This is a genomic window from Candidatus Poriferisocius sp. (genome assembly GCF_965208475.1).
In the GTDB taxonomy this organism is placed as follows: Bacteria; Actinomycetota; Acidimicrobiia; order Acidimicrobiales; family Bin134; genus Poriferisocius.
Genome location: NZ_OZ242338.1, coordinates 969,155 through 985,042, shown reverse-complemented (window position 1 = coordinate 985,042; position 15,888 = coordinate 969,155). Strand labels below are relative to the sequence as shown.

Genomic DNA, 15,888 nt, shown 5'->3' with positions numbered 1-15,888 from the left:
ATCAGACCGCGGGCTGGGTAGATTGAGGCCCATGGCTCGAATCGCCGCCGGAGCCGACCACGCTGGCGTGCAGTTGAAAGATGTGCTGGTGGCCCACTTGCGGGACACGGGACACGAGGTGTTGGACTGCGGCACCCACGGCACCGACCGGGTGGACTATCCCGACTACGGCGAGGCAGTAGCCCGCAAGGTGGCCGCCGGCGAGGTCGAGCTGGGCCTGTGCGTCTGCGGCACCGGCATAGGCATCGCCATGGCGGCCAACAAGGTGCCCGGCGTGCGTGCGGGCACCGCTCACGATGTGACCTCAGCCCGGCTGACCCGCGAGCACAACGACGCCAACGTGATCTGTCTGGGAGAGAGGCTGATCGGCCCGGAAGCGGCCCGGGAGGCCCTGGACGCATTTCTTGGGGCCTCCTTCGAGCAGGGCCGCCACGTTGCGCGGGTAGCCAAGATCGACGCCCTGTTGCCCACAAGAGGGGTAGCACTTTGATGTGGCCAGACAGCAGCGAATCCACGCCCAGTAGCCCAAGGAAGAGGTAGCGCAGTGATGTGGCCAGACAGCAGCGGCGACCCGGTGTTCGACATGGTCCGCCGGGAGGAGGAGCGCCAGAACACCACCGTGCAGCTCATCGCTTCGGAGAACTTCACCTCACCCGCGGTGCTGAGCGCTACCGGGTCGGTGCTCACCAACAAGTACAGCGAGGGGTATCCCGGACGTCGCTACTACGGCGGCAACATGGTGATCGACGAGGTGGAGTCCATCGCCCGAGAGCGGGCCACCGCCCTGTTCGGGGCCGACCACGCCAATGTGCAGCCCCATTCGGGGGCCAACGCCAACGTGGCGGCGTACCTGGCCGTGCTGGAGGCAGGCGACACCGTGCTGGGCATGAGCCTGGACCACGGTGGCCACCTCACCCACGGCTCCCCGGTGAACATCAGCGGTCGCACCTACCGGTTTGTGGCCTACGGAGTCACCCCTAGCGATGAGCGCATCGACTACGACCAAGTGCGGGATCTGGCCATCGAGCACCGGCCCAAGCTCATCGTGGCCGGCGCCACCGCCTATCCCCGCATCATCGATCCGGCCCCGTTCCGCTCAATCGCCGACGAAGTGGGTGCCCTGTTCATGTTCGACGCGGCCCACATCGCAGGGCTCATCGCCGGCGGCGCCCACCCCAATCCAGTGCCCCATTCAGACATCGTCACCTTCACCACCCACAAAACGCTGCGCGGCCCCCGGGGTGGGGCCATCCTGTGTACGCAAGATCTGGCTCCGGCCATCGACAAAGCCCTGTTCCCCGGGCTCCAAGGCGGGCCCCTGGAGCATGTGATCGCAGCCAAGGCGGTGGCCTTCAGCGAGGCGGCCAGCCCCGAGTTCGCCGACTACGCAGCCCGCATCGTGCGCAACAGCGGGGCACTGGTGAAGGGTCTGGCCGAAGAGGGATTCCGCCTGGTATCGGGGGGCAGCGACAACCACCTTCTACTGGTGGATCTGCGGGCCTTCGACGAGGAGCTAACCGGCAAGGTGGCCCAAGAGGTGCTCGACCGGGCGGGCATCACCCTCAACAAGAACACCGTGCCCGACGACCCCCGCTCCCCGTTCGTGACCAGCGGCGTGCGGATCGGCACGCCGGCCACCACCACACAGGGCATGGGCCCAGCGGAGATGGGCCTCATCGCGGCCATGATCGGCCGGACCCTGCGCCAGCGCGACGACGAGGGCACAGTGGCCGACGTCCGATCCGATGTTGCCGACCTCTGCCGGCGGTTCACCCCCTATTCACTGGCCGGATAGGCGCCGAAAAGGGCGGCTGCCAACGCCATGGCCCCCGGTTTTGACAGCTACGTCATTGTCTTCGTCGTAGCCGCGGGGGTCACGCTGGTGGCCACCCCGGTGTTCCGCGGGATCAGCGAGCGCTTGGGTTTCATGGTGGAGCCCGATGCCCGTCGGGTCCACGAGCGATCCACCGCGGTGCTTGGCGGCGTGGCCATGTTCCTCGGCTTTCTGTCGGCCATGGGCACAGCCTGGCTGCTGAGCGATTTCGACGTGGTGTTCGCCACCCCATCAGAGGCCGTGGGCATCGTGATCGCTGGGCTGGTGATGATCGCGTTCGGCACCTATGACGACGTGAGGGAGATGTCGGCCCCGGCCAAAGTGGCGTCGATGGTGCTGGCCGGCAGCATCCTGTCGTTTGCCGGAGTGACGGTGCTGAACCTGAGGCTGCCGGTGTTGGATGCGCTGATTCTTTCCCAAGACTTGGCCTTCGTGGTCACGGTGCTGTGGCTGGTGGCCATCGCCAACGCCATCAACCTGATCGACGGCCTCGACGGGCTGGCTGCGGGCATCGTGGCCATCGCCGGGCTCACGTTCTTCGTGTACTCCATCAAGCTCACCGACGAAGAGGTGCTCTTGCCCAACAACATCGGGCCGCTGGTGGCCATCGTGGCCAGCGGGGTGGCGGTGGGCTTTCTGCCCCAGAACTTCCATCGGGCCCGCATCTTCATGGGCGACGGTGGGGCGTATTTCCTGGGCACGCTCTTGGCCGCTTCCACGGTTTCGGTGGGGGGGCGCAGCAGCGAGCCGTTTGCCGGCCAGACCTATTTCCTGTTCGCCCCCATGCTCATACCGCTGATCATCCTGGCCGTGCCGGTGGTGGACGTGCTGTGGGCGGTGCTGCGCCGCACCCGGGCCCGCACCAGCATCACCGCCCCCGACAAAGAGCACCTGCACCATCGCCTGATGAGCCTGGGCCACGGCCACCGCCGCAGTGTGCTGATCCTATGGCTGTTTACCGCCCTTATGTCCACGCTGGTGCTGTACCCCACCTACACCGGGGAGGGAGAGGTGATCATTGTCCCGGTCGCCGCGGCGCTGGTGTTGCTGCTCTACACCGTCTTCCACCCCATCCTGCGCCGCCGCACCCCCTGATCGGCTTTTCGGGCAGCCAGGCTGATGATTTGGCCCCGCAGCGTGGTTCGCGAAACCATTTCGGCGAGGCCAATCCATTCGCCATAGGGGTCCAACCCGTGCCAACTGCAATGACGCAGAATCGCCAGTTTCACAACCGCCAGAGCGCGGGAGATGCCCTTTCCATCGCCTTTGAGTTGGTGGCCACGCCAGCGGTGTTCGCCTTCTTCGGCTGGCTCATCGACCGTGCCCTCGGCACCCAGCCGATTTTCACGCTGGTCTTGTGCCTGTTAACTGCTTCCTACACCTCGTGGAAGGCCATGAGGGCCTATAGCGAGCGCATGGAGGCCTACGACCGCGATCTGCCCAGTCGACGGGCCGAGTCTCAGCCGGAGTCCGCCGATGGCTGAGCAGACCGCTCAGACTCCGGCAATAGGCGAGGAGGCCCCAGAGCGGGCCTTGGCCCAGGACATAGTTCGCCGGGGGTTGATCGGCGGCCCGGTGCTGGTGGGAGTGTGCGCCGGGGTGTGGGGATTCGATGGCCTGTGGTCGAGCGGCTATATCTTCGGGCTGATCATGGTCAACTTCTGGTTGGCCGCCTCGCTCATCACCTGGTCGACGCGGATTTCGCCCACCATGCTCATGGCCGGGGTGATGGGCGGCTACTTCATCCGCCTGGGAATTATCACCGGGGCCTACTTCCTGGTTCGGAATACCGGCTGGTTCGAGGTGCTGCCGTTTGCCATCACGCTGGTCGCGGCCCATATTGTTCCACTGGTTTGGGAGATCCGATACGTCTCCATGTCCCTCGCCTATCCCGGCTTGAAGCCGCAAGGAGCCACTCAGTGAACGTGTTTGCCCTGGATTTTCCCCCGGTCTCGCACCTGTTCGTATGGCCCGACTTCTTGTTCACCGACACGCCGGTGGCCCTCAACAAGACAGGGCTTATCTACATCGTCGCGACGTTGCTTACCGCCGGGTTGTTCTGGGCTGCGGGACGACGGCGGGCGCTGGTGCCCACCGGAGCGCAGACGGTGGCCGAAGCGGGGATCGAGTTCGTTGAGAACAGCATCATCATGCAGACCATCGGCCCCGACGGCCGCCGGTATCTGCCCTTTTTGACCACGCTGTTCTTCTTCGTCTTCTTCAGCAACATCTTCGAGGTCGTCCCGTTCATCCAGTTCCCGGCCAACTCGAAGATGGCCATTCCGCTGGCTCTGGCGCTGGTGGTGTGGGTCATCTACCACGTCGTCGGTATCCGGGCTCAGGGTTTCTACCACTATTTCAAGGGAGCGCTGTTCCCGCCGGGGGTGCCCAAGGCGCTGTACATCTTGGTGGCGCCCATCGAGCTGCTCCAGATCCTGTTGATCCGCCCGCTGTCACTGGCCATCCGGCTCTGGGCCAACATGGTGGCCGGCCACTTGCTGCTGGTGACCTTCGCGGTGCTGTCGGCCGCTTTGTGGGGAACCCTGTATGTGCCCGCAGTGCTGCCGTTTGCCGCGCTGATCCTGCTCACCGCCTTCGAGATCTTCGTCTCGGCCCTTCAGGCCTTTATCTTCACCATTCTCACCGCCGTGTACATCGGCGGATCCCTACACCCCGAGCACTAGGAGACACGTACCTTGCTTGCACTTATTTCCATCCTTGCCGAACTTACCGGCGACGCCCAAGAAGGCCTGAAAGCGATCGGCGCGGGTCTTGGATACGGCCTTGCCGCCATCGGCCCCGGCATCGGCATCGGCATCGTGGTGGGCAACGCCATCACCGCCATGGCCCGTCAGCCTGAGTCGGCCGGTGTGGCCCGGACCACGATGTTCTTGGGGATCGCCTTCACCGAGGCGCTGGCCCTCATCGGTTTCGTCGTCTTCATCCTCCTTCTGCCGGCATGAGCAGGCGGCTCTTGGCCGCGGCCACCGTGATGGTGGCCGCGATCGCACTCAGCGCGTCGGTGGCCAACGCCGTCGGAGAAACGGTGGGTTCATGCATCTTTGATGAGGTGGTCACAGTCGAAGAGCTGGTCAACGAAGACTTCGATGAGATCAAAGCTCTCAAAGCGACCATCGGCAACGAAGCGGCATCAGAGCACGAGCGAGAGGCTGCGAAGGAAGCCAAAGAGGAGATCGTTGAAAAATACGAGACGGACCTCGAGGGCTGTGTAGAAGCACCCAACCCGATCGTCCCCGATCCGACTGAGATCATCTGGGGCGGAGCGGCGTTTGTGGTGTTGCTGGCGCTGATGAAGTGGAAGCTGTTCCCGGTGGTGAAGAACCTCATGGAACAGCGCACCCAGCGGATCCAAGACTCCCTCGACGACGCCGACCGGGAGCGGGCTGAGGCCGCCGAGGTCAAGGCCCGCTACGAAGCGGAACTGGCCGACGCCAAGGCTGGGGCCGTCCGCATCGTGGACGAAGCCCGGGATCAGGCCGCCACCGTGCGAGCCGACCTTCAGGCCCGGGCCGAGGCCGATATCGCCGACATGCGAGAGCGGGCAGCGGCCGACGTTGAGGCCTCTAAGCGCCAAGCCATCGCCGATTTGCAGTCGGAGGTGTCCGACATCGCCCTCGGCGCCGCCGAGGCGGTGCTGGGCCGCAGCTTGGAAAACCCGGAGATGCAGCGCCAGCTAGTCGACGACTACATCGCCCGCGTGGGCGCCGACCAGGGTTAGGGCCATGGCCGAACGGTCAGCCAGCTACGCCGACGCCGTGGCCGCAGTGGCCCGGGCCGAGGGCAACCTCGACGTGGTGTCTGACGAGCTTTTCCGCGTTGCTCGGGCGCTGGAGGGCTCCGATGAGCTGCGGATGACGCTGTCCGATCGGCAAGTCCCCGCGGCGCGCCGTCAGCAGATCGTGGAAGACCTGCTGGGCGGCCAGGCGTTGGAGACCACCACCGCGGTGGTGTCGATGATCGTGGCCGCGGGGCGGTCTTCCGATCTGATCGGCATCGCCCGAGAGGCAGTGGAGATCAACGCCCGCGACCGGGGCCGCTCGGTGGCCGAGGTGCGCACTGCGGTAGCGCTGACCGACGACCAGGCTGGAAGGCTGTCGGCCGCGCTGAGCGCAGCCACCGGCCATCAGGTGGATATCAAGGTGGTCGTCGATCCCAGCATCATGGGCGGCGTGGTGGCCACCATCGGCGACGAGGTGATCGACGGATCGGTGCGCCACCGCCTGAGCCAGCTTCGGGACACCTTCTAGCCCGATGCGATTGATTTGATGAACGTTTCTTACCGAGGAGAGCAATGGCAGAGCTGACCATCGACACTGGCGCTATCGCCGAGGCCATCCGCCGAAACCTGGAGGGATTCCAGCCCGAGGTCGAGTTGGCCCAGGTGGGGCGGGTCACCGAGGTGGGCGACGGCATCGCCCGCATCTCCGGGCTGCCCGGCGCGGCGGTGAACGAGATGCTGGAGTTCGAGAACGGGACTATTGGCTTGGCCCTGAACCTCGACGAGGGCTCCATCGGCGCAGTGGTGCTCGGCGAGGTGGACGAGATCGAAGAGGGCCAGGCCGTCCGTTCCACCGGCGACATTTTGTCGGTTCCAGTGGGCGATGCCCTTTTGGGCCGGGTGGTGAACGCCCTCGGCGAACCGGTGGACGGCAAGGGTCCCATTGTGGGCGCCGAAACCCGCCGCATGGAGGTGCAGGCCCCCGGTATCACCGGGCGCAAGCCGGTGCATGAGCCCATCCAGACCGGTATCAAGGCCATCGACTCGCTCATTCCCATCGGCCGGGGCCAGCGGGAGCTGATTATCGGCGACCGCAAGACGGGCAAGACCACCGTGGCCATGGACACCATCTTGAACCAGAAGGGCCAGGGGGTGAAGTGCATCTATGTGGCCATCGGCCAGAAGGCCTCCACCGTGGCCCAGGCGGTGGCCACGCTGGCCGAGCGGGGCGCCATGGAGTACACGGTGGTGGTGGTGGCCCCGGCCTCTGATCCGGCGCCGTTCAAGTACCTGGCCCCCTACGCCGGCTGCGCCATGGGCCAGCACTGGATGGACAACGGCGGTCACGCCCTAGCGGTGTACGACGACTTGTCGAAGCAGGCCGAGGCCTACCGCCAGATGGCGCTGCTGTTGCGCCGCCCGCCCGGTCGAGAGGCCTATCCCGGCGATGTGTTCTACCTGCACAGCCGGCTGCTCGAGCGGGCGGCCAAGCTGAGCGACGAGCGGGGGGCGGGCTCTTTGACCGCGCTGCCCATCATCGAGACCAAGGCCGGCGACGTGTCGGCTTACATTCCCACCAACGTGATCTCCATCACCGACGGGCAGATCTTCTTGCAAGACGACCTGTTCAAGTCGGGAGTGCGGCCCGCGGTGGATGTGGGCATCTCGGTTTCCCGGGTGGGATCGGCCGCCCAGATCAAGGCCATGAAGACCGCGGTGGGCACGCTCAAGGCCGACCTCCAGCAGTTCCGCGAGCTTGAGGCATTCGCCGCCTTCGGCTCCGACCTCGACGCGGTGTCCCAGGCCCAGCTCGACCGGGGCTACCGCCTTACCGAGTTGCTCAAGCAGGGCATCCAGACGCCCATGCCGGTGGAGGAGCAGGTGGTGTCGCTGTTCGCCGGAACCAGGGGCTATCTCGACACCATCCCCGTCGAGGACGTGGCCCGCTTCGAGTCGGAGTTGTTGGAATGGGTCCGGACCCGCAACGCCGGGCTGATGTCGGCTGTGGTGGATTCCGGCGCGGTGGACGAAGAGGGGCTGGAAGCCGCGGTTTCGGCCTTCGCCGCCCAGTTCGAGTCGTCGGCCGAGCCCGAGGGCGACGAGCCCGACGCCGAGGCTCAAGCCGCGGCAAAGGCCGGGGTGATCGACGCCGACCACACACTTCCCGAGACCGACATCCAGCGGCCCGAGGAAGACTGATCTATGCCGGGTGGTCAAGAGCGCGCACTTCGCCGACGCATCTCGTCGGTGCAGTCCACCAAGAAGATCACCCGTGCTATGGAGCTGATCGCCGCCACCCGAGTGGTCAAGGCCCAGCAGCGGGCCCACGCCGCCCGCCCCTACTCGACGAAGCTCACGAGCGTCATCGAGGATGTGGCCGCCGGAGGCGCTGAGGCCTCCCATCCGCTGCTGGAGCGGCGGGAGCCGGTGCGCCGGGTGGGATTCGTGGTCATCACCTCCGACCGGGGCCTGGCCGGGCCGTACAACAGCTCGGTGATCAAGGCCGCTGAGCGGGAGCTGATGGACGCCCAGACCAAGGGGCAGGACTATTCGCTCATGCTCATCGGCAAGAAAGGGCAGGACTACTTCCGATTCCGCAACTACCGGATCGACGAGTCTTTCACCGGCATGAGCGACACCCCCACCTACGACGATGCCCGCCAAGTGGCTGAGGTGGTGGCCGACCGGTTCGAATCAGGCTACATCGACGAGGTGATCCTGGCCTACATGGAGTTCTTCACCATCGGCACCCAGCGGGTGGCGGTGCGGCGCTTCTTGCCGCTGGAGAGCATCGATGTGATCGCCGCGGCCGGCTCGGGCGAGCTGCGGGCCGCGTTCGAGTTCGAGCCCTCTCCCGAGGGTGTGCTGGAGTCGCTTTTGCCCCGGTATGTGGAGTCGAGGCTGTTCTCGGCGCTGTTGGACGCGGCCGCCTCCGAGCACGCCAACCGCCAGCGGGCCATGAAGGCGGCCACCGACAACGCCGAGGATCTGATCACCAAGCTCACCCGGGCCATGAACCGGGCCCGCCAAGACGCCATCACCACCGAGATCATGGAGATCGTCGGCGGTGCCGAAGCCCTTAAGGACGAGGACGATGACGGCGAAATCGCCGATCTCCTCGCCACCGCCAACCAGTAGGAGTAGGAATACAGATGTCGGAGAACCTCAAAGACGGCCGGGTTGTCGCTATCGCCGGCCCGGTCATCGACGCCGAGTTCCCCCCGGACGCACTGCCGGAGATCAACACCGCCCTCGAGTTCGATGTGAACGTCGACGGGGAGACCGTGACCGTCAAGGCCGAGGTGGCCCAGCAGATCGGCGATGGACGGGTGCGAGCCATAGCCCTCAAGCCCACCGACGGCCTCACCCGGGGCACACCAGTGCGCAACACCGGCCAGGGCATGACCGTGCCGGTGGGCGACGTCACCCTGGGCCACGTGTGGAACGTGGTGGGGGATTGCCTCGACACCGACCGCAGCACTCTTGACGTGGGCGAGGAGTGGGAGATCCACCGCCCGGCCCCGTCGTTCGACTCCCTGGAGCCGTCCACCCGCATGTTCGAGACCGGCATCAAGGTGATCGACCTGCTCACCCCCTACAAGGAGGGCGGCAAGATCGGCCTGTTCGGCGGCGCCGGTGTGGGCAAGACGGTGCTCATCACCGAGATGATCAACCGGGTGGCCACCCAGCACGGCGGCGTGTCGGTGTTCGCCGGTGTGGGCGAGCGCACCCGTGAGGGCACCGACCTGTTCTTGGAGATGGAGGAGTCGGGCGTTTTGGACAAGGCCGCCCTGGTGTTCGGCCAGATGGACGAGCCCCCCGGCGTGCGGCTGCGGGTGGGCCTAGCCGGGGTGACCATGGCCGAGTACTTCCGCGACGTGCAGAACCAGGACGTGCTTCTGTTCATCGACAACATCTTCCGCTTCGTGCAGGCCGGCTCGGAGGTGTCCACCCTGTTGGGCCGCATGCCATCGGCGGTGGGCTATCAGCCCACACTGGCCGACGAGATGGGTGAGCTCCAGGAGCGCATCACCTCCACCCGGGGTCGGTCCATCACCTCATTGCAGGCCGTGTACGTGCCCGCTGACGACTACACCGACCCGGCGCCGTTCACCTCGTTCACCCACTTCGACGGCACCACCGAGCTGAGCCGCGACATCGCCGCGCTCGGTATCTACCCGGCGGTGGACCCGCTGGCCTCCACCTCGACCATCCTCACTCCTGAGGTGGTGGGGGACCGCCACTACGGCGTGGCCCGCCGGGTGCAGGAGATCCTCCAGCGCTACAAGGAGCTTCAGGACATCATCGCCATCTTGGGCCTCGACGAGCTGTCGGAGGAGGACAAGGTGATCGTGTCCCGGGCCCGCAAGGTGCAGCGGTTCTTGTCGCAGCCCATGTTCGTGGCCGAGGTGTTCACCGGCATGGGCGGGATCTTCACCTCGGTGAACGAGACGGTGGACTCGTTCGAGGCCCTGGTGAACGGCGACCTCGACGACCTGCCCGAGCAGGCCTTCTTCATGGTCGGCGGCGCCGAGGACGCCCACCGCAAAGCCGCCGAACTCGAGGCTCAGGCGGCCTAGCTGTGGCTGAGGGTTGCGAAGCGTTGGAGCTGGGGAAGTAGCGATGTCTCTGACCGTAGAGCTCGTCTCCCCCGAGGAGATCGTCTACACCGGCGAAGCCGAAATGGTGGTGGCCCGCACCACCGACGGAGAGATCGCCTTCCAGCCCGGCCACGTGCCCTTCCTGGGCGTCCTGGTGCCCAGCGAGGTCCGGGTGTACACCACCGACGGCGCCAAAACCACCATCGCCGTCGAGCGCGGTTTCGTCGAGGTATCCCACGACAACATCGCCCTCCTCAGCGACACCGCTGTTTTGGCCTAGCCGCCAGCGGCGAGCCTCATGGCGCCGCTACGGGGGTCGTCCCAGAAGCAGGCTAACTCCGTAAGGGCACCACAGATGCCTGTGCTGCCACTGCTGCCACCGATCGCAGGAACGTGGCGGGACACCGGCTTGCCTCGATTTAGGTTCCGATTGCACTTTAACATTGATGTGAGCCATGTTGCTTGTGTTCACATCCTAGTCAATAGTTTTCAATATAACTTCGCTTATACACGTTTATTCAGATGGTTGTTGTCACTGGGGTTGGTATACTTGCATGTATGGAGTTTAGAACCCCCAAGCAGGGGAAACGGGCTGGCGGCGAACCTTCTGGGCCGGTTTGGCCGGAGGCGGTTGATGTGGCCGGGCTGTCGTTGTCGGAGTTGCGGGGGCGGTTGGGGTTGATCAAAGGGGCCGAGGCTCGGCTGGCGGCGATGAAGGCGGCTGCGCTGGCTGAGTATGCCAGCCGAGGAGGCGAGGGTTTGGCGCGGCGGGTGGCTCTAGACGAGCTTCAAGCGTCCAAGCAGCAGGCCCGCCGGGAGGTGGAGACGGCCTCTCAGCTCTCGCAGGTTCCCGAGACCCTCGATGCGTTGGGCACCGGGGAGATTCCCGAAGCCCACGCCAAGCAGATCGCCAAGGCTGCTTCCCAGGGTCCGGTTGACGAGACCGTTCTGGTCGAAGCAGCCCGACACCAGGACTTCGGCACGTTCTCCCGCATGTTGCGCGATCACCAACATGAGCGGTCGGGCGACGACGGCAAGTCGTTGATGGCCAAACAGCGCGAACGCCGCTCTGTGAGCTTCTTCAAGTCTCCCGACGACGGCATGTTCATCTTGAACGGGCGGTTCGACCCGGTTGCCGGGAACCGGTTCGAGGCAGCGCTGGCCGATGAGGTGCGCCGTCAGCGCAACGCCAGCGACGCCGGCGATCAGACCGCCTTCCAACAGCGGATGGCCGACGCGTTGGAGAATCTGGTCTGCGCCGACGCCAAAGACCGCAAGCCCCAGAGCACCACCTTGATCTTGACCGCTGACTGGGACGCGCTGAACCAGAAGCTGGCCGATGCCCGCCTGCTCGACGGCACACCCTTGCCTGTCTCTGAGGCTCTGCGGCTGGCTTGCAACGCAGACGTTGTGCCCACCGTGTTCGACACCAAGACCCAGGAACTGTGGGTGGGACGCAAGCACCGCTTGGCCACCGAGGCCCAGCGGGCCGCGCTCATCATCCGCGACAAGCACTGCATCGGCTGCGGACGATCAGCGGTGTGGTGCGAGGCCCACCACATCGAAGAATGGCTGTCGGGCGGTCCAACCGACATTGACAACCTGGTCCTGGTCTGCAAGAGCTGCCACCACAACATCCACGACGACGGCTGGGTTGTGTACCGAAACCGGAACGGCGCCTACGAACTACGACCACCGCCTTCGCCCTACGCCGATCTCCTGCCTGGACAGGCACGCTCAGGGCCACCCTGCCCGGAATCGCAATCCAGCCCCGATGACTACCCCGGCGCCTTCCCCGAAAAAGGAATCACCACCTGGCGGCCCGAACGATCCAAGCTGCGGGTGCGGGGTGTGGCTTTCTCCTAGGGAAGAAAAGCCGAATCACCACCTGGCGGCCCGAACGATCCAAGCATCTGCTGTTGAACTGACACAACGCCGTCCAGTGCCGCCAAACGATAGCTTGGCCGATGTGAATCAGTTGGCAATGCGCCTGATGGGAGTGCTTGGAATGAGTTTGGGAAGGTCTCAGGGGACTCGGTGGGAGCGGGCGCTGGTAACGGGGGCGTCGGCGGGGATCGGGCGAGAAATGGCGGCGCAGTTGGCCGCCGCCGGGGTGGATCTGGTGCTGGTGGCCAGAAACGGCGACCGGCTGGATGAGCTGGCTGCGGAACTGCGGGCCGGCAGAGCGGGCCTAGGAGTGGAGGTCCTGGCCGCCGACTTGTCCGACCCGAGCGGGCTTATGGCTGTGGAGCGCCGAGTGGCTGCCGACGAGGCGCCCATCGACCTGCTGGTGAACAACGCCGGGCTGGGCTACGAAGGCCCGTTCCACACCCAGGCCCCCGCTCAGATCTCAGAGACGATAGATGTGAACGTGCAAGCGCTGGTCCGCCTGACTCATGTGGCGCTGAAGACCATGACCTCCCGGGACAGGGGCCAGGTAGTCCTGGTGTCTTCCATGGCGTCGCTGCAAGGCCTGCCCATGACCGCGGTATACGCAGCTACCAAGGCGTTCATAACCAGCCTGGGCGAAGCCTTGCATGAAGAGCACAAGGGCACCGGGGTGGCGGTGACCACAGTGATGCCGGGGCTGACTCGAACAGAGTTCCACGAGCGAGGACGCTGGAACCTCGACAACTGGCCGTCGGTGGGATGGCAGAGCGCAGACGCCGTTGCCGCTGAGGCATTGAGGGCTGCGGCCCGGTCCCGGCCCGAGGTTGTGACTGGCCGGCACAATAAGCTGTTGGCGATATTCTCCAGCAAAGCCCCCCGAGGTGTTCGCCGGTCGATCATCGGGCGGGTCGCCCGCCGGGGCCAGAATCTGGACCGCTAGGAGCAGCAGATGAAGATGGCAAGACCTTTCCTGCCCATAGCAGTCATCGCGGTGTTGATGGCCGGGTGCAGCGACGACCCCGGCCCAGCGGAATCCGCCTCGCCTGCTGAGGCCATCGTGAAGGAGCTCCGCCGCAACGCCGAAGGGTTCTCCTACGAGGTCGGCACCCACGGGGGCACCCTCACCGTGGCGACCATCTCCGAGCCGCTGACGTTCAACCTGGCGTTGTCGAACGATGCCGGATCGGGGCGTGTGCTGTCATACCTGTTCGAGGGCCTCACCGAGACTTCATGGCTGACCGATGAAGTCGAGCCTCTACTGGCCGAGTCGTGGGAGCGTTCCGACGACGGTCTGCGCTGGGTGTTCCACCTGCGCGACGACGTGCGCTGGCACGACGGCACGCCGTTCACCGCTCACGATGTTGAGTTCACCTTCAATGAGGTCATCTACAGCGAGGACTTCCACGCTTCGAGTCGTACTGCGTTCGAGTTCCGCCACCTGAACCCCGACACCGGCCAATGGGAAGAGTCGCCGATGGCGGTGGCGGCGCTCGATGAATACACCGTGGAATTCGTGCTGCCCCGGCCGTTCGCGCCGTTTCTGCGATCGATGGGCACCGCCATCTACCCCAAGCACGTCTTGGAAAGGCCCATCGCGGAGAGCAGCTTCGAGGAGTTCTGGGCACTCGACACCGACCCGGCGGAGATAGTTGGCACCGGCCCGTTCACCATCGGGGAATACTCGCCGGGCGAGCGGATCGTCTTCGAGCGAAACCCCGGCTATTGGCTCGCCGACGATGCCGGAGGGCGCTTGCCCTATCTCGACCGGGTGGTGGAGGTGATCGTGGAAGACTTGGAGGACGAGCTCGCAATGTTCCGCGACGGCACCTCAGACTCCCACGGCGTGCTGGGCCACGAGTTCGCCGCACTGGCGCCGTTGGCCGACGCCGAGAACTTCACCCTGCACCGGCGCGGCCCCGGCTTCGGCACCACCTTCTTGGCGTTCAACCAGAACCCAGGGGTGAACGACGCGGGGGAGCGCTATGTCGATCCCGTGCAGCTCCGCTGGTTCCAGAACGTGAAGTTCCGCCAAGCGGTGGCCCACACGATGGACAAAGCGGCCATGATCGACGGTGTGCAGCACGGCCTGGGCTACCCGCAGTGGTCGTCGGTGAGCCCGGCCGCCGGCGACTTCCACAATCCCGATGTGAGCCGGTACCCCTATGACCTGGACAGAGCCAGCGAGATTCTCGACGAGCTGGACTGGCGGGACACCGACAGCGACGGTATCCGCGAGGACGATCTCGGCAACCCGATCTCGTTCACGCTCGTAACCAACGAGGGCAACACTGTCCGGGCTGATGTCACCGCGATCGTTGAGCAGGGGATGGCTGTGCTGGGCCTCGACGTCGAGTTCGAATTGGTCGACTTCGGCGTGCTGGTGTCCCAGCTGACCACCACCTATGACTGGGAGGCCATGGTGGTGGGCTTCACCGGCGACTCCGATCCCTACGGCGGCATCACGCTGTGGCACAGCGGCGAACCCTTGCACCTGTGGTATCCGAACCAGGCTGAGCCGGCCACCGACTGGGAGGCCCGGGTCGACGAGTTGTACATCGCGGCCAGCGCCGAGTTGGACCATGCCCAGCGCGTGCTTCTCTACCGGGAGGCGCAGACCATCATCGCGGAGAATGTGCCGCTCATATACACCACCCTCGGCGAGCGGCTGGGCGCGGTACGCAACGTATTCGGCAACTACACACCGACCCTGTACGGCTACTGGGATGTGCGCTACCTGTACCGCACCGACCGGTAGCTGCTGCCTTCGGAAATAGACCTCTAGCCGAATTCCACCGCGGCGAAGCTGGTCAGCTTCCCCATCTGGTGGTCGGCGTTGACCAGCCGGACGGTGCCCGACTTCGACCGCATTACCAGCGACTGCGTGCTGGCGTGGTTCTTGTAGTAGTGGACTCCCCTGAGCAGGTCGCCGTCGGTGATACCGGTAGCCGCGAAGAAGCAGTTGTCTCCCTGTACCAAGTCGTCGGGGGTGAGCACTGCGCTGACGTCTCGGCCCAGCTTCTCTGCTTGCCTGCGCTCCCGGTCGTTGCGGGGCCAAAGCCGGCCCAGCAGTTCTCCCCCCATGCATTTGAGGGCCGCGGCGGCGATGACACCCTCGGGGGTTCCGCCGATGCCGAACAGAATGTCGGCCCCAGAGTCCGGCCACGCAGTGGAAATGGCGCCGGCCACGTCGCCGTCGGGGATGAGGCGGATGCGGGTGCCGGCGTCCCGCACCTCGGCGATCAGATCGGAGTGGCGGTCGCGGTCGAGGATCACCGCGGTCACGTCGCGCACCGACTCGCTCTTGGCCTCGGCCACCAACTCGAGATTGCGGGTGGGGGAGTTGTCCAGTGAGATTCCATAGCCGACGCACTCGGGGCCGAAGGCGATCTTCTCCATGTAGACACAAGGTCCGGGGTTGAACATGGTCCCCCGGTCGGAGACCGCGATCACCGACAACGCGTTGCTCCGGCCCAGGGAGGTCAAGGTGGTGCCATCTATCGGGTCTACCGCGATGTCGCACTCGGGAGGGGATCCGTCGCCGATCAACTCGCCGTTGAAGAGCATGGGGGCTTCATCTTTTTCGCCCTCGCCGATCACCACGATCCCATCCATCGGGACGGTCCGCAGCAGCACCCGCATGGCTTCCACCGCGGCTTCGTCGGCGCCTTCCTTGTCGCCCCGGCCCATCCATCGGGAAGCGGCCAGGGCAGCGACCTCGGTCACTCGAACCAGCTCCATCGCCAGGTTGCGGTCGGGGGCTTCGGGCGATGCGTTCACGTTGCCCAACCATAGCGGCATAGAGCCAGCCGCATAGAGCGCTCTCG

General features: G+C 65.5%; 17 protein-coding genes. 16 read left to right on the top strand and 1 reads right to left on the bottom strand.

Annotated elements, in window-relative coordinates:
* Nucleotides 1–31: 31 nt before the first annotated feature.
* From rpiB to ACOGXA_RS04480, 16 genes are all read left to right on the top strand, one after another.
* Nucleotides 32–490 (top strand): ribose 5-phosphate isomerase B, encoded by a 459-nt coding sequence (gene rpiB / locus ACOGXA_RS04555; RefSeq protein WP_419926097.1) that lies wholly within the window; start codon nt 32–34, stop codon nt 488–490.
* A gap of 57 nt (nt 491–547) precedes the next feature.
* The gene (glyA, locus tag ACOGXA_RS04550) at nt 548–1,795 is read left to right on the top strand and encodes a serine hydroxymethyltransferase (protein WP_419927041.1); all 1,248 of its coding nucleotides are present in this window, start codon (nt 548–550) and stop codon (nt 1,793–1,795) included.
* 27 nt (nt 1,796–1,822) lie between these two features.
* Nucleotides 1,823–2,929, top strand: a complete 1,107-nt coding sequence (locus tag ACOGXA_RS04545) for a glycosyltransferase family 4 protein (protein ID WP_419926096.1) — start codon at nt 1,823–1,825, stop codon at nt 2,927–2,929.
* A 98-nt stretch (nt 2,930–3,027) separates the two neighbouring features.
* On the top strand, nt 3,028–3,318 hold the full coding sequence (locus ACOGXA_RS04540; protein WP_419926095.1) for an AtpZ/AtpI family protein: 291 nt from the start codon (nt 3,028–3,030) through the stop codon (nt 3,316–3,318).
* Complete coding sequence (locus ACOGXA_RS04535) at nt 3,311–3,757, top strand: ATP synthase subunit I (RefSeq protein WP_419926094.1); 447 nt, start codon at nt 3,311–3,313, stop codon at nt 3,755–3,757. Before ACOGXA_RS04540 ends, ACOGXA_RS04535 begins: the two co-directional genes overlap by 8 nt.
* Complete coding sequence (atpB, locus tag ACOGXA_RS04530; protein WP_419926093.1) at nt 3,754–4,518, top strand: F0F1 ATP synthase subunit A; 765 nt, start codon at nt 3,754–3,756, stop codon at nt 4,516–4,518. Before ACOGXA_RS04535 ends, atpB begins: the two co-directional genes overlap by 4 nt.
* Before the next feature lie 30 nt (nt 4,519–4,548).
* Nucleotides 4,549–4,797, top strand: a complete 249-nt coding sequence (gene atpE, locus ACOGXA_RS04525) for an ATP synthase F0 subunit C (RefSeq protein ID WP_419927040.1) — start codon at nt 4,549–4,551, stop codon at nt 4,795–4,797.
* Complete coding sequence (gene atpF / locus ACOGXA_RS04520) at nt 4,794–5,573, top strand: F0F1 ATP synthase subunit B (protein WP_419926092.1); 780 nt, start codon at nt 4,794–4,796, stop codon at nt 5,571–5,573. The genes atpE and atpF overlap by 4 nt, the downstream gene beginning before the upstream one ends.
* A gap of 4 nt (nt 5,574–5,577) precedes the next feature.
* Nucleotides 5,578–6,102 carry an ATP synthase F1 subunit delta gene (atpH, locus tag ACOGXA_RS04515; RefSeq protein WP_419926091.1) on the top strand — a complete coding sequence of 175 codons (525 nt, stop codon included), beginning with the start codon at nt 5,578–5,580 and terminating at the stop codon, nt 6,100–6,102.
* A 44-nt stretch (nt 6,103–6,146) separates the two neighbouring features.
* On the top strand, nt 6,147–7,772 hold the full coding sequence (gene atpA, locus ACOGXA_RS04510; RefSeq protein WP_419926090.1) for a F0F1 ATP synthase subunit alpha: 1,626 nt from the start codon (nt 6,147–6,149) through the stop codon (nt 7,770–7,772).
* A gap of 3 nt (nt 7,773–7,775) precedes the next feature.
* Entirely contained in the window at nt 7,776–8,711 is a 936-nt protein-coding gene (locus ACOGXA_RS04505) for a F0F1 ATP synthase subunit gamma (protein ID WP_419926089.1), read from the top strand.
* A 14-nt stretch (nt 8,712–8,725) separates the two neighbouring features.
* Entirely contained in the window at nt 8,726–10,153 is a 1,428-nt protein-coding gene (gene atpD, locus ACOGXA_RS04500) for a F0F1 ATP synthase subunit beta (RefSeq protein WP_419926088.1), read from the top strand.
* A gap of 43 nt (nt 10,154–10,196) precedes the next feature.
* Nucleotides 10,197–10,454 carry a F0F1 ATP synthase subunit epsilon gene (locus ACOGXA_RS04495; protein ID WP_419926087.1) on the top strand — a complete coding sequence of 86 codons (258 nt, stop codon included), beginning with the start codon at nt 10,197–10,199 and terminating at the stop codon, nt 10,452–10,454.
* A gap of 278 nt (nt 10,455–10,732) precedes the next feature.
* Nucleotides 10,733–12,040, top strand: a complete 1,308-nt coding sequence (locus ACOGXA_RS04490) for a DUF222 domain-containing protein (RefSeq protein ID WP_419926086.1) — start codon at nt 10,733–10,735, stop codon at nt 12,038–12,040.
* Nucleotides 12,041–12,143: 103 nt separating this feature from the next.
* Nucleotides 12,144–13,004, top strand: a complete 861-nt coding sequence (locus tag ACOGXA_RS04485; RefSeq protein WP_419926085.1) for an SDR family NAD(P)-dependent oxidoreductase — start codon at nt 12,144–12,146, stop codon at nt 13,002–13,004.
* A gap of 9 nt (nt 13,005–13,013) precedes the next feature.
* Nucleotides 13,014–14,819, top strand: coding sequence for an ABC transporter substrate-binding protein (locus ACOGXA_RS04480; RefSeq protein ID WP_419926084.1), 1,806 nt, complete (start codon nt 13,014–13,016; stop codon nt 14,817–14,819).
* 23 nt (nt 14,820–14,842) lie between these two features.
* Here ACOGXA_RS04480 and glpX read toward each other — a convergent pair whose 3' ends face one another.
* On the bottom strand, nt 14,843–15,862 hold the full coding sequence (gene glpX, locus ACOGXA_RS04475) for a class II fructose-bisphosphatase (protein WP_419926083.1): 1,020 nt from the start codon (nt 15,860–15,862) through the stop codon (nt 14,843–14,845).
* Nucleotides 15,863–15,888 lie beyond the last annotated feature (26 nt).

What these genes read in the sequence shown, in the direction of transcription:
- rpiB (WP_419926097.1), top strand. Translation starts at nt 32, where the DNA reads ATGGCTCGAATCGCCGCCGGAGCCGACCACGCTGGCGTGCAGTTGAAA.
- glyA (WP_419927041.1), top strand. Translation starts at nt 548, where the DNA reads ATGTGGCCAGACAGCAGCGGCGACCCGGTGTTCGACATGGTCCGCCGG.
- ACOGXA_RS04545 (WP_419926096.1), top strand. Translation starts at nt 1,823, where the DNA reads ATGGCCCCCGGTTTTGACAGCTACGTCATTGTCTTCGTCGTAGCCGCG.
- ACOGXA_RS04535 (WP_419926094.1), top strand. Translation starts at nt 3,311, where the DNA reads ATGGCTGAGCAGACCGCTCAGACTCCGGCAATAGGCGAGGAGGCCCCA.
- atpF (WP_419926092.1), top strand. Translation starts at nt 4,794, where the DNA reads ATGAGCAGGCGGCTCTTGGCCGCGGCCACCGTGATGGTGGCCGCGATC.
- atpH (WP_419926091.1), top strand. Translation starts at nt 5,578, where the DNA reads ATGGCCGAACGGTCAGCCAGCTACGCCGACGCCGTGGCCGCAGTGGCC.
- atpA (WP_419926090.1), top strand. Translation starts at nt 6,147, where the DNA reads ATGGCAGAGCTGACCATCGACACTGGCGCTATCGCCGAGGCCATCCGC.
- ACOGXA_RS04505 (WP_419926089.1), top strand. Translation starts at nt 7,776, where the DNA reads ATGCCGGGTGGTCAAGAGCGCGCACTTCGCCGACGCATCTCGTCGGTG.
- atpD (WP_419926088.1), top strand. Translation starts at nt 8,726, where the DNA reads ATGTCGGAGAACCTCAAAGACGGCCGGGTTGTCGCTATCGCCGGCCCG.
- ACOGXA_RS04495 (WP_419926087.1), top strand. Translation starts at nt 10,197, where the DNA reads ATGTCTCTGACCGTAGAGCTCGTCTCCCCCGAGGAGATCGTCTACACC.
- ACOGXA_RS04490 (WP_419926086.1), top strand. Translation starts at nt 10,733, where the DNA reads ATGGAGTTTAGAACCCCCAAGCAGGGGAAACGGGCTGGCGGCGAACCT.
- ACOGXA_RS04480 (WP_419926084.1), top strand. Translation starts at nt 13,014, where the DNA reads ATGAAGATGGCAAGACCTTTCCTGCCCATAGCAGTCATCGCGGTGTTG.
- glpX (WP_419926083.1), bottom strand. Translation starts at nt 15,862, where the DNA reads ATGCCGCTATGGTTGGGCAACGTGAACGCATCGCCCGAAGCCCCCGAC.